The organism is Fluviicoccus sp. (genome assembly GCF_030646115.1).
Taxonomy (GTDB): Bacteria; Pseudomonadota; Gammaproteobacteria; order Pseudomonadales; family Moraxellaceae; genus Fluviicoccus.
Genome location: NZ_JAUSMX010000027.1, coordinates 1 through 12,625, shown reverse-complemented (window position 1 = coordinate 12,625; position 12,625 = coordinate 1). Strand labels below are relative to the sequence as shown.

The 12,625-nt window shown below is 58.1% G+C and carries 15 protein-coding genes; 12 read left to right on the top strand and 3 right to left on the bottom strand.

Translation table 11 applies throughout. The features are described from left to right. Nucleotides 1–115 precede the first annotated feature (115 nt). The gene (locus Q7T36_RS15785) at nucleotides 116–634 is read left to right on the top strand and encodes an O-acetyl-ADP-ribose deacetylase (RefSeq protein ID WP_304850833.1); all 519 of its coding nucleotides are present in this window, start codon (nucleotides 116–118) and stop codon (nucleotides 632–634) included. A 149-nt stretch (nucleotides 635–783) separates the two neighbouring features. Next, nucleotides 784–1,197 carry a VOC family protein gene (locus tag Q7T36_RS15780; protein ID WP_304850829.1) on the top strand — a complete coding sequence of 138 codons (414 nt, stop codon included), beginning with the start codon at nucleotides 784–786 and terminating at the stop codon, nucleotides 1,195–1,197. Between the two features lie 117 nt (nucleotides 1,198–1,314). On the opposite strand, the gene Q7T36_RS15775 is transcribed toward Q7T36_RS15780, so the two are convergent. Next, nucleotides 1,315–2,649: an FAD-dependent oxidoreductase gene (locus tag Q7T36_RS15775; protein WP_304850826.1), complete on the bottom strand. Its 1,335-nt coding sequence runs from the start codon at nucleotides 2,647–2,649 to the stop codon at nucleotides 1,315–1,317. 210 nt (nucleotides 2,650–2,859) lie between these two features. On the opposite strand from Q7T36_RS15775, the gene Q7T36_RS15770 reads away from it, so the two are divergent. Together Q7T36_RS15770 and Q7T36_RS15765 are read left to right on the top strand one after the other, a co-directional pair. After that, entirely contained in the window at nucleotides 2,860–3,516 is a 657-nt protein-coding gene (locus Q7T36_RS15770; protein WP_304850823.1) for a TetR/AcrR family transcriptional regulator, read from the top strand. A 2-nt stretch (nucleotides 3,517–3,518) separates the two neighbouring features. Further along, nucleotides 3,519–4,013: a DUF4405 domain-containing protein gene (locus Q7T36_RS15765; RefSeq protein WP_304850819.1), complete on the top strand. Its 495-nt coding sequence runs from the start codon at nucleotides 3,519–3,521 to the stop codon at nucleotides 4,011–4,013. A gap of 57 nt (nucleotides 4,014–4,070) precedes the next feature. Here the strand turns inward: Q7T36_RS15765 and Q7T36_RS15760 are convergent, their stop codons facing one another. After that, entirely contained in the window at nucleotides 4,071–4,316 is a 246-nt protein-coding gene (locus Q7T36_RS15760) for a hypothetical protein (protein ID WP_304850816.1), read from the bottom strand. A 194-nt stretch (nucleotides 4,317–4,510) separates the two neighbouring features. Between Q7T36_RS15760 and Q7T36_RS15755 the strand changes: the two genes are divergently transcribed. The 5 genes from Q7T36_RS15755 (at nucleotide 4,511) to Q7T36_RS18025 (ending at nucleotide 8,914) form a co-directional block, all read left to right on the top strand. Then, nucleotides 4,511–4,816 carry a type II toxin-antitoxin system RelE/ParE family toxin gene (locus tag Q7T36_RS15755; protein ID WP_304850813.1) on the top strand — a complete coding sequence of 102 codons (306 nt, stop codon included), beginning with the start codon at nucleotides 4,511–4,513 and terminating at the stop codon, nucleotides 4,814–4,816. A gap of 3 nt (nucleotides 4,817–4,819) precedes the next feature. Next, nucleotides 4,820–5,137, top strand: coding sequence for an addiction module antidote protein (locus Q7T36_RS15750; RefSeq protein WP_304850810.1), 318 nt, complete (start codon nucleotides 4,820–4,822; stop codon nucleotides 5,135–5,137). Between the two features lie 108 nt (nucleotides 5,138–5,245). Next, entirely contained in the window at nucleotides 5,246–7,033 is a 1,788-nt protein-coding gene (locus Q7T36_RS15745) for an acyl-CoA dehydrogenase C-terminal domain-containing protein (protein WP_304850807.1), read from the top strand. A 35-nt stretch (nucleotides 7,034–7,068) separates the two neighbouring features. Beyond that, nucleotides 7,069–8,235: a thiolase family protein gene (locus tag Q7T36_RS15740; RefSeq protein WP_304850804.1), complete on the top strand. Its 1,167-nt coding sequence runs from the start codon at nucleotides 7,069–7,071 to the stop codon at nucleotides 8,233–8,235. A gap of 235 nt (nucleotides 8,236–8,470) precedes the next feature. Next, nucleotides 8,471–8,914, top strand: a complete 444-nt coding sequence (locus Q7T36_RS18025; protein ID WP_370690141.1) for a pentapeptide repeat-containing protein — start codon at nucleotides 8,471–8,473, stop codon at nucleotides 8,912–8,914. A gap of 260 nt (nucleotides 8,915–9,174) precedes the next feature. On the opposite strand, the gene Q7T36_RS15735 is transcribed toward Q7T36_RS18025, so the two are convergent. Beyond that, the gene (locus Q7T36_RS15735; RefSeq protein WP_304850801.1) at nucleotides 9,175–9,549 is read right to left on the bottom strand and encodes a hypothetical protein; all 375 of its coding nucleotides are present in this window, start codon (nucleotides 9,547–9,549) and stop codon (nucleotides 9,175–9,177) included. Between the two features lie 253 nt (nucleotides 9,550–9,802). Between Q7T36_RS15735 and Q7T36_RS15730 the strand changes: the two genes are divergently transcribed. The 3 genes from Q7T36_RS15730 (at nucleotide 9,803) to Q7T36_RS15720 (ending at nucleotide 12,311) form a co-directional block, all read left to right on the top strand. Beyond that, nucleotides 9,803–10,420, top strand: a complete 618-nt coding sequence (locus Q7T36_RS15730) for a hypothetical protein (protein WP_304850798.1) — start codon at nucleotides 9,803–9,805, stop codon at nucleotides 10,418–10,420. A gap of 558 nt (nucleotides 10,421–10,978) precedes the next feature. After that, nucleotides 10,979–11,617 carry a hypothetical protein gene (locus Q7T36_RS15725; protein ID WP_304850795.1) on the top strand — a complete coding sequence of 213 codons (639 nt, stop codon included), beginning with the start codon at nucleotides 10,979–10,981 and terminating at the stop codon, nucleotides 11,615–11,617. A gap of 262 nt (nucleotides 11,618–11,879) precedes the next feature. Continuing rightward, nucleotides 11,880–12,311, top strand: a complete 432-nt coding sequence (locus Q7T36_RS15720; RefSeq protein ID WP_304850793.1) for a hypothetical protein — start codon at nucleotides 11,880–11,882, stop codon at nucleotides 12,309–12,311. Nucleotides 12,312–12,625: the final 314 nt, after the last annotated feature.

Below are 12,625 nucleotides of genomic sequence, written 5' to 3'. Positions count from 1 at the left end.
GCTGGCCATGAGGCGAGGCATCATCGGGAATGGTGGCGTTTGGCTTGTGGGCTGGGCCGCTGAAGATCAACAGGGAACAAGGGCTTTTTTCTTTAGCCTCGTTAGGCCACTACGCATGTCCACTACGCTCCGTGCACTTCGATCTGACATAACCAAGCTCCAAGTCGAGGCAATCGTCAACGCTGCAAATACGTCCTTGCTTGGCGGCGGCGGTGTTGACGGGGCCATTCATAGAGCAGCGGGTCCTGAGCTGGTTCACGAGTGCCGGCTCTTGGGCGGCTGCAAAACAGGTGAGGCCAAAGTCACAAAGGGCTATCAGCTGCCGGCGAAATTCATCATTCACACGGTTGGCCCGGTTTGGCGCGGTGGCACGCACGGTGAGCCAGATTTGCTGGCAAGCTGTTACCGCCGGTCGGTTGAGTTGGCTACGGAAAGAGGCATCACCTCCCTGGCTTTCCCCAGCATTAGCACGGGCATTTATGGGTATCCCATTGCACTCGCTGTCAAAGTGGCTGTCAGCACTGTCCGCGCCAGCCTCACACAAAGTTCATCCATTCAAGAGGTTGTCTTCTGCTGCTTTTCACCCGAAGATCTGCTGCACTACGAAAGCGCCCTGAGTGAAACAGCGACTTAACCTTTCAATCAAGAGGACTGGAGGCGTTGGGGTGTGGTGCTTTGAGGGTGAGAACGCGGGTTTTTGACGCGATGCTGGGGAAATACAGACACCGGATTCGGGTCGGATACAAATTTGCCGCTAACTCGCTATTCGCGCGGAGATTGAAGATGAACAAAACGATAATGATCAGTCTTCCGGTTGCGGACCTGAAGCTGTCCAAGGCGTTCTACACCGGGATTGGATTTACCGAAAATCCCGACTTCCAGTATGAAGGCTCGGCGCACATGATCTGCAGCGAAACCATCAGCGTGATGCTGCTTACCCATGCGAAGTGGCAGGCCCTGACGGTGAGACCAATTGCGCCGAAAGCGTCCAGCGAAGTCGGTCTTAATATCTCGTGTAGTTCCCGGGAAGAGGTTGACGCCATGAATAGTGCTGCAGCCAAATACGGCGGAATCTCTGACGTAAATCCAGTTGATGATTTTCCGTTCATGTATGGCCGAGATTTCACGGATCCAGACGGCCACGTTTGGGGAGCGAAATGGTTTGATAAGTCCGTTCTTACGTCGAGAATTTGGTAAATAGAACGGGTTTGAGGCTAACTTGCAGGCGCGAGGCCCTGAAAGACATCAGGGTCGAAGCAGCACTCTTCCGTCATATCCCCCTGCGTTGCAGAAGGGTATCCATAGTCGTCAGGTCTACGCCAGCACCACCGCCACCGCCCGCGCCGCACTCTGGCAGGCCCCTTCCATCGTCGTCGTCCAATCCGTCCGCGTCCAGTCCCCGGCCAGCGCCAGCCCCTTCACCGAGGTCCGCTGCAAAGGCCGCACCCCGGCGGTTCCCGGCCGCTGCGCAAAGGTCGAATGCGGCATCCGCACAATATGGCTGTGGATGACCTTGGCCTCGCGCGCCGCTGGATAATACCGGCGCAGCACCGCCATCTGCCGGTCGGTGATTTCCTGATTCGTCCCCTTGATCAGCTCATACGCCGCCGAAACGGTGGTGGAGAAGAACCAGGTCTTGTCCGCCTTCCGGCCATGCATGCGCTGCCGGTCCCAAACCTGTTCCAGCACACCTTCGCCGCCGTACAGCACCTCGCCCCAGTCCTGCATGCCGATGTCGCGGTCCAGATACAGGTTGACGCTGACAATCGGCACCGCCGTCAGTTGCTCCACCGCGCGATAGATCGTCGCATGTTCCGGCACCTGATCCAGCAACCCGCGCACGCGCCAAACCTGCACGGCGCAGATCACGCAGTCGGCCTCGATCTGTTCGCCATCCAGCAGCGTCACGCCACGAACCTTGCCGTTGTCCACATCCACGTGGCGTACCGGCGCGCGGGTCCGCACCTGCACGCCCAGCCGGACAAAAGTGCGTTCGCTGCTGCGCACGAACAGCGTGTCCAGATCCACCGTCGGGTAGCCAATGGACACCGGCGTGCGCATCCGCACCGCCTGCCGCATGCCGGTGGCGAAGAGATCGGCGGGCACCTTGGCGGAGGAGATGGCGGGCTTGTCGCCGGTCAGGCCGACGACGATGCCGTCCCACATCGCCTTGCGCGCGGCTTCGGGCAGGCCGACGCGGTTGAACCATTCCTCGGCGGTGATCTGGTCCAGATCGGCAGGCTGGCGGATGGCTTGCGCAAACATGCGGGCCTGGGCGCGGGCGGTGCGCAACTTGTCGAGGCCGTGTACGCAGGGCAGGTCGCCCAGGGCAATGCGCAGGCCGCCAAGGCCCCAGAAGGCGGTTTGCCGGAATTCGCCGCCGGGCATGCGCACGCCCATGTGACCGGGGAAGCAGACATGCTGGCGGGTGCCGATGCTGTCGAGGAAGCGCAGCAGGTATTCGTAGCCGCTGGCAAAGACGTGCTGGCCGTTGTCGGGGATGTCATCGACGGCGGTTTGCGGGATGGCGATGGTGCGGCCGCCGAGGCTGCCGCGTTTTTCCAGCAGGGTGACCTGATGGCCTTTTTCAGCCAGCCAGACGGCAGAGGCCATGCCGGCGAGACCGCCGCCGATGATCAGGCATTTCATGGTGTTTGCTTCCGTGTGGGTGCCGGGTCGGGGGCCGGGCGTGAATGATCGTCGCTTTGCCGGCCGATTCTGGGCAGGGGTTTGCTTGGTTGGCAAGCGGAAGGTCAGCGGCTTGCGCAATGATCAGCAAACCATCGGGTTCGCTATTGACGTTCGGCCATGCCCTGCTAAAGTAAACCGAACAGTACAGTTTATTTTTGGAGCCCACCCGTGCGCCTCAAGACCGAAGCCAAGCGCCAGGCCATCCTCGACGTCGCCGCCAAGGCTTTCGCCGAACTCGGCTATGAAGGAGCGTCCATGGCGGAAATCTGCGCCCGCGTCGGCGGTTCCAAGGCCACGATCTACAACTACTTCGCCTCCAAGGACGAGCTGTTTTTCGACGTTCTCACCTGCGACCGCAGCGGCTTTGATCACGCCCACGATCCGCTCGACCCCGCCGCCCCCGATGTCCGCGCAGCCTTGCAGGATTTCGGTGAACGCTTCATCGGCTTCCTTTATACCCCTCAGATCCAAAGCAACCGGCGGCTGGCCATTGGCTCCGCCGCTCGTTCCGGCATTGGCAGGCTGATGTATGAACGCGAAGTCTCGCGCAGCCAGAAAAAGATTGAAGATTTCCTGCAGGCCGCCGCCATGCGCGGGGATTTGCGCTTGTTGACCCCGCGTCTGGCCGCCCGCCAGTTGCGGGCACTGCTGGAAGCGGAACTGATTGAGGAATACTTGTTCCAGGTCGTCCAGACGGTCACCACTGAAGACATCCATGGCCTGGTGCAGCGCGCTGTCACCGCCTTCCTCGCTATTTACACCCCGGTTGCCGATACCCGGCTATCGGCTGAAACGGATCCATTAAATCCTGAAACCGGAGAATGACCATGAAAATCACCCGTGAATGGGCCACCCCGCTCACTGCCGGCGCGTTCCTGCTGGTGGCCACTACCGGCCTGCTGATGTTTTTCGAGCTCGACAGCGGCCTGAACAAGGAAGCCCATGAATGGCTGAGCTGGGCGCTGCTGGCCGGGGTGGGGCTGCATGTGGCGAGTAATGTCACCGCGTTCAAACGCCATCTGGCGGGGCGTCGCGGGCAGGCGCTTGTGGGCGTGTTTGCGGTGGTGCTGGCCCTGAGTTTCATTCCGCTGGAGGAAGAGGAAGGCGAGAAGCCGTTCATGGCGCCGGTGCGGGCGCTGGCCGGTACACCCATCACCACACTGGCCCAAGTGGCCAACACCACGCCGGATGAGGTGATTCAGCGTTTGCAGAAAGCCGGTCTGAAGCCCACGGCGGCGACACAATCGGTCAGCGACCTGGCCGGAAAGGACCCGGGCGACCAGATGCGCGCGCTGAATGCGGCGCTGGGCGCGGCGCTTTGACCGCATGAACCGGGGTAGGGGCAGGGGCAGGCAGGATTGCTGCTACGGCTTGAAACGTCAGGGAGTCCTGTCCTGCTCCGGATTTTTCAGCAGCTTATAGCCGTTGAGGATTTCGGCAATGCCAAAGCCGATCATCACGGCAAGCAGGCCCCATTTCCCCAGCCAGTCAAACAACGCCGCGCCGCGAGCGCCATTGGGTTCGCCCATGTTAAGGCCCTGGCTTTCAGCGTCCAACGCGATATAAAACAGCAGCGGGCTCATCAGGATGAGGAGAATGCCCACGGCCATACGAAATTTGCCCATGATTGCTATCCGGTTGTTTCAGGCACTATAGAAGCCGGAGCTGCCGGCGGCAACCCCGCCCCGGAGGGGGGAGGGTCGGCCTTATAAGGACGTATGTCATCCATTAAACGTGTGAAATAAGCCATGGCGTGGATAGTGGCTTTCCTTCTTGTACTCGATCGAATACAATTCATCCATGACATGGAGTTAGTCAGATGATTGTTGCACTGCTTCCCGAATTTGAAGAATGGCTTGACGGCCTGAAAGACGGCCTGAAAGACGGCCTGACCCGGCGGCGGTTGGCGCTGCGGCTGCGTAAAGCCGAACTGGGTAATTTGGGTGACATCAAGCCGGTTGGGGAGGGCGTGTGGGAGATGCGCGAGTTTTTCGGCCCCGGTTGGCGCATGTATTACATCCAGCGCGGTGACCTGCTGATCGTGATGCTGGGCGGCGGCGACAAGTCCACGCAACAGCGGGACATCGAGAAAGCCATTGAGCTGTCCAGAAATGTGGAGGATTGAGCCATGACCGACAAGATCAGAATTGCCGATCTGCCCGTTTTCGATGTGACTACCCATCTGGACAGCGAGCAGGCGATTGCGGAGTACCTGACGCTGGTGATTGAGGAGGGTGATCCGGCCCTGCTGGCGGCGGCGCTTGGGGATGTGGCGCGGGCACGCGGGATGACAGAGGTTGCCAAGGATGCCGGCATTGGGCGTGAGGCGCTGTACAAGGCGTTGCGGCCCAATGCTCAGCCGCGGTTTGATACGATCAACCGCGTTTGTCAGGCGCTGGGGGTAAAGCTGGTGGCGGTGCCCGTGCGGGCTGGGTCGGGGTCATGAGGGCGGGGATGTTGCTTTGACCCCCCAACGCGACTTGAACACGAATAAACATTCAAGTTATTTTCCCCCGCAACTCCCCCCGCCGCAAACCCTCCCCGGACCGCCATCATGCCCCAGTACACCGCACCCCTCCGCGACATGAACTTCGTGCTGCACGAACTGCTGCAAGTCCAGAAACAGTACCGCACCATTCCCGCTTTCGCGGAAACCGACCGCGAAACCATGGACAGCATTCTGGCGCTGGCCGCGAAGTTCAACGAAAACGAACTCTCGCCCATCAACCGCTCCGGCGATGAAGAAGGCTGTCACTACGACAACGGCGCGGTGCGCACCCCCACCGGCTTCAAGGAAGCCTACGCCAAATACGTGGAGCTGGGCCTGGGTTCACTGGCCGAACCGGTCAGTCGCGGCGGTCTGGGCCTGCCACCTTCGCTGGCCATGGCCTGCAACGAAATGATCGGCGGCGCCAACCGCGCCTGGGGCATGTACCCCTGCCTTAATCACGGGGCCATCAAGTCCATCGCCGCCCATGGCAGCCCGGAACAGGTCAGTACCTACCTGCCCAAGCTGGTGACGGGGGAATGGACGGCCACCATGTGCCTCACTGAATCCCATGCCGGTTCCGACCTGGGGCTGGTGCGCACCCGTGCCGAAGCCCGGGCCGACGGTTCCTATGCCATCAGCGGCACCAAGATTTTCATCAGCGGCGGCGAACACGATTTCACCGACAACATCGTCCACATCGTGCTGGCCCGCCTGCCGGATGCGCCCAAAGGCACCAAGGGCATCTCGCTGTTCATCGTCCCCAAATTCCTGGTCAACGCCGACGGTTCCCTCGGCGCACGCAACACTGTCAGCTGCGGTTCGCTGGAACACAAGATGGGCCTGAAGGGCTCCGCCACCTGCGTGATGAATTTCGACGGTGCAAAGGGTTTCCTGATCGGCCAGCCAAACAAGGGGTTGAACTACATGTTCATCTTCATGAACTCGGCGCGGCTGGGCGTGGCGCTGCAAGGGGTGGCGGGCATGGAGGCGGCCTATCAGGGCTCGCTGGCCTATGCGCGTGACCGTCTGGCCATGCGCGCGTTGTCCGGGCCGAAAATGCCGGAGCAGGCCGCCGACGCCATCATCGTGCATCCCGCCGTGCGCAACATGCTGCTGACGCAGAAAGCCTTTACCGAAGGCGGGCGGGCGCTGGTGTACTGGCTGGCCAGTCATGAAGACCGCATCATCGGCTCCACCGATGAAGAATCGCGCCGTGAATCGGACGCGCTGCTGGGCCTGATGACGCCCATCGCCAAGGCGGTGCTGACCGAACTGGGACTGGAAGCCGCCAAGCACGGCATCCAGATTTACGGCGGCCACGGCTTCATCCGCGAATGGGGCATGGAGCAGATGGTGCGCGATGCCCGTGTCGCCACGCTCTATGAAGGCACCACCGAAATCCAGGCGCTGGACCTGCTGGGCCGCAAGGTGCTGGCCAACCAGGGTCAGCAATTGAAGCTGGTCACGGACGCCATCCATACCTTCTGCCGCGAGCAGTCGGACAACCCCGCCATGCAGGAATTCGTGACGCCGCTGGCCGCGCTGTGCCAGGAGTGGGAAGCGGTGACCCGGCGTATCGGCCTCAGCGCGCTGGGTAACCCGGACGAAGTGGGGGCGGCGGCGGTGGATTACCTGTATTTCTCCGGCTATGTGATGCTGGCCTATGTCTGGGCGATGATGGCCGGCGTGGCGCAAAAGGCGCTGGTGATCGGCACCCCTGAAGAAAAATTCTATCAGGCCAAGCTGCACACGGCGCGCTTCTATTTCCGCAAGATATTGCCGCGCACCAAGACCCATCTCGACGGCATCGATGCCGGGATGGCGGCGCTGATGGCCGTGGAATTGTTCTGATGTCCTCCACCCCGACCCCAGTTAGGAAGAATCCTATGAGAGACGCTGTCATTGTCGAGGCGCTGCGCGCGCCCATTGGTCGCGGCCATGCCGAAAAAGGCAACCTGCGCGGCTGGCACCCAGTCAACTTGTACGCTCATGTCATCAACGCGCTGCTGGCGAAGACCGGCATTGATCCGGCCAAGGTCGAATCGCTGATTACCGGCTGCGTCACCGCACGGGGCGAGCAGGGCAACAACGTGTCGCGGCTGGCGGGCCTGCTCTCCAACCTGCCGGACACCACCGACGCCTTCACCGTCATCCGCGCCTGCGGTTCCTCGCAGGAAGCGGTGCATCTGGCGGCGCTGAAGGTGCTGGCCGGGGATGCCGATTACGTCATGGCCGGTGGTGTGGAGTCGATGGGCCGGGTGCCGATGTTTTCCGATATCGGTACACCGGACAACGTCAATCCGGATTTGAAGCTGAAGGTCGAGATCATCCATCAGGGCGAATCGGCGGAACGGTTGTGTGACATTCACGGCATCACGCAGGACGATCTGGACCGTTTTGCGGTGCAGTCGCACCGTCGCGCCTGGGCGGCGCAGCAGGCGGGGTATTTCCGTTCGCAGATTGCGCCCTTGACGGGGCTGGATGCGGCCGGGCAGCCGGTGACAATTGACGTTGATGAAGGCATCCGCGAGTCGGTGGACCCGGCGAAGATGGCGACGCTGCCGCGTCCGTTCCGTCCCGGTGTCGGCAAGATTTCTGCCGCCAATGCGTCGCAGATTGCGGACGGGGCGGGGGTGTTGCTGATTGCCGATCGGGCGACGGCGGAACGTGACGGCTTCCGGCCGCGCGCCCGCATTCTGGCTCGTGCCTGTGCGGCGGGCGATCCGACGCTGGCGCTGATGGAGGTGATTCCTGCGACCTTGCAGGCGGTGCAGCGCGCCGGGCTGAAGCTGGCGGATATTGATCTGTTCGAGATCAATGAGGCGTTTGCGCCGGTGCCGTTGATCTGGATGAAGGAGCTGGGCATTCCGGATGAGAAGGTGAATGTGAACGGCGGGGCGATTGCGCACGGGCATCCGCTGGGGGCGACGGGGGCGATTTTGATGGGGAAGCTGCTGGCGGAGATGGAGCGGCGGGGTGTGCGGTACGGGTTGCAGACGATGTGTATTGCGCAGGGGATGGCGACGGCGACGGTGATTGAGCGGTTGCCTTGATTCTGCGGTATGTTGTGGGTCGGACTTGAGTCCGACGTTGTTGTTTGGGCGAAGAGAGGGCGGCTTTTGGGGCCGCCTTTTTTTTGGTTTGAGAGGGGGTGAATTGTCTGACTTTTCTTTTGCTGATAGCTTTGGGGTTGATTGAAATCAGGCGGTTACATCGACTACGGATAATGCAGGCATTGAATTTGGTGTCGAATATAAAGCCAAAGTAGCAAGAATAGAGGGTGTAGCAATGAGCCATCCGCCAGAACTGGCTGAAGATAGAATTGATCAGGAGATCTGCGGCCTAGTTATGGAGGGGGTGACCCTAGAAAGAAATCTCACAGGGTCAACCATGAGGAACTGCAAATTTCTTGGTTGTAAGTTCGATCGCGTGCTAATGGCGAAAACAACATGGATAGAGTGCGAATTTATTGGTAGTACGCTGATTTCTCACTTCAATGACGCTGAGTTTGTGAATTGCGACTTTCGTGAGTCTACTTTTCGAGGCCTTACATGGCAGTTTGGTGGACTGCGTGCAAAGTTTAGAGAGTGCAATTTCTCTCAGTCAACCTTTAACCATGTTCTTCTTCGGGCATGTCGCTTTAGTGGATGTAATCTAGAAGGCGTCCGCTTCGTTAAATGTGATGTGCGTGGGACAAAAGTCGATGATAAACCACTAGATGTTGCTGGCTAACGAAATACGGGACGTAGCGATATTCCCTGCGTAGGGGCGCATTGCATGCGCCCTTCGTCGCCAAACAGGCTGGGATTTTCGGAAATCAGGGACGGAGCGACATTTCCAGTGAAGCGAAATTTCCTTGTGTAGGGGCGCATCGCATGCGCCCTTCGTCGCCAAACAGGCCATTATTTTCGGTGAAAAATCCCTGTTCGTCAGACAGGGCGCACGCAGTGCGCCCCTACAGACATCCCGAAAAGATGGAATGAGGGGGCGTGTTAACCCCCCCGCCGCGCCTTCGCCCGCGCCGCCGTCGCATCCCCGTTCGCCAGCCACATCGCCGCCACATCCGCAATCAACTGTTCCCACCCCATCGGAATCGTCCCGTCCAACCAGTTCAGGATCACCTCGATGGTGCCCCCGACCAGCAATGACGACGTCACCGCCGCGATGGGGTCCGTTTCCTGATTCGCCTCGTAATGCAGGTGTCCGTACTGCGACAACGCCGTTTCCAGCCCCTGGATGGCGGCGCGCCGGGCGGCGCGGGCGGCGGGACTTTCCGTCAGGTCGGTGAAGAGGATGCGGGCGCGCCAGGGATCATCGGTCAGGTGTTCAATGAGCGCCTTGATCGCCGCGTGCGCCAGTTCGGGCACGGGGAGCCGGCTTTCCCGCGCTTCCCCGGCGGTCTGGAACGCCAGCAGGATGATGTCGTTGGACAGTTCCAGGATCAGCGCCCCCGCCAGCTTGCCCTGATAGGGTCGGCTTGGTTAATTCGAGGGGTTACATTGTCGGACTTTTCTTTTCCTGATAGCTTTGGATTTATAGAAATCAGGCGGTTACACGGCCGTTGAAAAATTCGGACACCGGATTTGGTGTTGATAATAAAGTTAGCTTTGGGAGCAACCTATGGCATGGAAAATTGAACGCTGGCTATCAGAGGTATTTCCTGGAGAGAGTCAGATTTATGCCGAGTACAGAGAGCTCCCTTCGCGTGAGCTTGCCATCGTTACTGCAGCAGTATTGGATGTGGCGCTTGCTGAACTCATCACGCTACGTCTGGCAGACAAAGAAAAGGAAGCTCAGGAATTCCTAGGTCTGAACGGCGATGGCCGCGCGCCAGCGGGATCATTCGGCGCCCGAATTCAACTAGGTGTACTTGTCGGCCTACTCACACCGCACGATGCAGCTGCGCTTCGTGTCATTAAAGAAATTCGTAACCTTTTTGCTCATCGTGTCCGCATAGATTTTTTGTCTCCGCCTGTCCTAAAGGCCACCACCAAATTGCATGGGCTCTGGCTCGAGCACACTCTCGCGCTCATCGATGCTGGTGCAATATCTGGTTCAACAAAGCACATCACGGAACTTGGGCGTCAGCTACCGAATAACTCCGAGGCTGGCGAAGGCCTGCTGCTGTCAGTCTTAACTGTTTATCAGGCATACTTTCATCGAATGCACAGTCGCGTGTTACGCATTGGTGATGCTCTACTGTCCCAAGAAGAAGATGCAAGTTCTTCAACTTCCTAACCGAGCACCTGCCTAACCTTGTTAGACAACCTAAATCCAAACATCATAATCTCGCTAGGCTCCATCATGAATCTCTTACCTTATGAGTCATTCTGCGAGGTGCGGCTTGGAGAAAGCCAAGATGACGTTGTACTCAGTTTTGGTGAACCGATTCGTCGCCAACAGAACAGGTCGGGAGAATTAGAGTTTCAATACGAAGCCATGGTGGTTAGGTTCGGAACCCAGGGAGTCGTGGAAATTACTGCACGACCGGAGACGGTTGTACTTGAAGGTGCAAAGATTTCGAGGCACGCGCTGGCCAGCTATCTCCAAACTAGAGATCCTTATGCAAAATTGATCCATGGGTTTGTGGTTAGTCTCAAATTCGGTGTGGCGGTTGACGATGATTCCGAAAACGACGGTTGGATTAGCGTCTTCGTTAGAGGGCATTGGAATGACGTCATACATTTGTCCTAGCCACATCTCATGAAGTCATGGCCGGGGTTAGAAATAGGGGACCTAGCGACATTTCCTGCGTAGGGGCCGCATTTACATGCGCCCTTCATCGCCGAAAAAGCCATGATTTTCGGCAAAAACACCCTGTTCGTCAGAGAGGGCGCACGCAGCAGTGGGAAATTCAGGACGGAGCACGATTTCCCCCATTTGAAAAAATCGGCCACCAAATTTGGTGTTGAATTTAATGTAGAGCAACCCTCCATGCGCCACTATGCAATCCTCTTAGCCATCATCTCAACAGGTGCACTTGCCAGCGAAAATCACTGCACGGCTCAAGAGCAAGCGGTCTTTTCATGCAGCATTGCCAAGTCATCAAAGGTTGTGTCTCTGTGCGCATCGAAGCAATTGTCAAAAGGAAAAGGGAGTGTGACTTATCGCTTCGGGCCTCCCGGAAAAGTAGAGCTTGAGTTTCCATCCTCACCGACCAACTCACCTCAGCAATTCCATTTCGCTCACTACTCTCGGTTTCAAACCGACCGCACAGAAGTGTCATTTTCCATCGGCAAGTTCAGATACTCTGTTTTTGACTACTACGAAGAACATGAGAAGCCCCCAAATTCCCACGGTGTCATCGTGGGCAATGTAAGTGGGAAAGGCCGTGAAACACAGCTGTTCTGCGGCGGGGAAGTTAAGTCAGACCTGCACAAGCTTGAAGAGGTTGTTCCCTGTGATACCGACAGCGCATTGGCGCGCTGCAACTAGCTGAGGAACAGGTGGTGACGTAGCGATATTTCTTGTGTGGGGACGCATTGCATGCGCCCTTCGTCTCAGAACAAGCCTTCATTTTCGGAAAAACACAGGATGACGGGCAGCAAGCGCGGGCTTGAATCAACGGGCTTGTAGAGGGCCATGAGGCAAGTCAAAATCAGGGGATGGTGGCGTATAGCTCGTGGGCTGAAATGCCGGAGATCAACAAGGAACAAGGGGCTTTTCCACGCCTCGTTAGCCATCCAGAGATCAGGAAATGCTGAAAGGGCTTGGATTCGCAGAAAGCTTGGTAAAACACTTAGAAAGTTTCGACCCAGATAGTCTTCTTGGCTTCCGTTGTCGGCCTCCGGAGCATTGTCTCTCATCCCCCATAATTGAGCGAAACATTGTCCCTCTTTGGGAATGCGGGATTGTCCTGACCTACTTCAACGCAAGCAGCGGCATGTTTGAGCAATGCTCTTTAGAGGCCATAGATGACCCTTTTTACAGCCTATCTTCAGTCCAAGCGGCTCTGGCAGTCCTCTTTATTGATCTATACGAGGATGAGCTATCTTTTCAGGAGTTGACGGAGGCGGGATCAATTACCGGCTTTCTTCATATCAATCGGTTGATTGAAGAGGCCGAGAAAAATCTTGGCAAGGAATATGTGGTTTGGCGTGAAAAATTTCCAAGCAGTTGCCAAGGCTAACGTGTAGAAATACGCTACTGGGAAATTGAGGTTCGGAGCGAAATCTCTATTGTAGGGGCGCATCGCATGCGCCCTTCGTCGCCAAAAAAGCCATGATTTTCGGCAAAAAAACCTGTTCGTCAGAGAGGGCGCACGCAGAGCGCCCCTACGTTTATCCTGATTAACGGCACTGCGGAGGGTGTAATTAGCTTTGTGTAAACGGTCATTTGGCATCACACTGCCGCTCCCCTGGAGTCATTATGACCGCTGCAAAAAGTACCAAACGGGCCAAGCCCGATCCTGAACTCCTCCAATTTGCCGACCGTCTGTTGGCC

Excerpts from the sequence above, each read along its gene's own strand:
- Q7T36_RS15785 (WP_304850833.1), top strand. The coding sequence starts at position 116 with ATGTCCACTACGCTCCGTGCACTTCGATCTGACATAACCAAGCTCCAA.
- Q7T36_RS15780 (WP_304850829.1), top strand. The coding sequence starts at position 784 with ATGAACAAAACGATAATGATCAGTCTTCCGGTTGCGGACCTGAAGCTG.
- Q7T36_RS15775 (WP_304850826.1), bottom strand. The coding sequence starts at position 2,649 with ATGAAATGCCTGATCATCGGCGGCGGTCTCGCCGGCATGGCCTCTGCC.
- Q7T36_RS15765 (WP_304850819.1), top strand. The coding sequence starts at position 3,519 with ATGAAAATCACCCGTGAATGGGCCACCCCGCTCACTGCCGGCGCGTTC.
- Q7T36_RS15760 (WP_304850816.1), bottom strand. The coding sequence starts at position 4,316 with ATGGGCAAATTTCGTATGGCCGTGGGCATTCTCCTCATCCTGATGAGC.
- Q7T36_RS15755 (WP_304850813.1), top strand. The coding sequence starts at position 4,511 with ATGATTGTTGCACTGCTTCCCGAATTTGAAGAATGGCTTGACGGCCTG.
- Q7T36_RS15750 (WP_304850810.1), top strand. The coding sequence starts at position 4,820 with ATGACCGACAAGATCAGAATTGCCGATCTGCCCGTTTTCGATGTGACT.
- Q7T36_RS15745 (WP_304850807.1), top strand. The coding sequence starts at position 5,246 with ATGCCCCAGTACACCGCACCCCTCCGCGACATGAACTTCGTGCTGCAC.
- Q7T36_RS15740 (WP_304850804.1), top strand. The coding sequence starts at position 7,069 with ATGAGAGACGCTGTCATTGTCGAGGCGCTGCGCGCGCCCATTGGTCGC.
- Q7T36_RS18025 (WP_370690141.1), top strand. The coding sequence starts at position 8,471 with ATGAGCCATCCGCCAGAACTGGCTGAAGATAGAATTGATCAGGAGATC.
- Q7T36_RS15730 (WP_304850798.1), top strand. The coding sequence starts at position 9,803 with ATGGCATGGAAAATTGAACGCTGGCTATCAGAGGTATTTCCTGGAGAG.
- Q7T36_RS15725 (WP_304850795.1), top strand. The coding sequence starts at position 10,979 with ATGATTTTCGGCAAAAACACCCTGTTCGTCAGAGAGGGCGCACGCAGC.
- Q7T36_RS15720 (WP_304850793.1), top strand. The coding sequence starts at position 11,880 with ATGCTGAAAGGGCTTGGATTCGCAGAAAGCTTGGTAAAACACTTAGAA.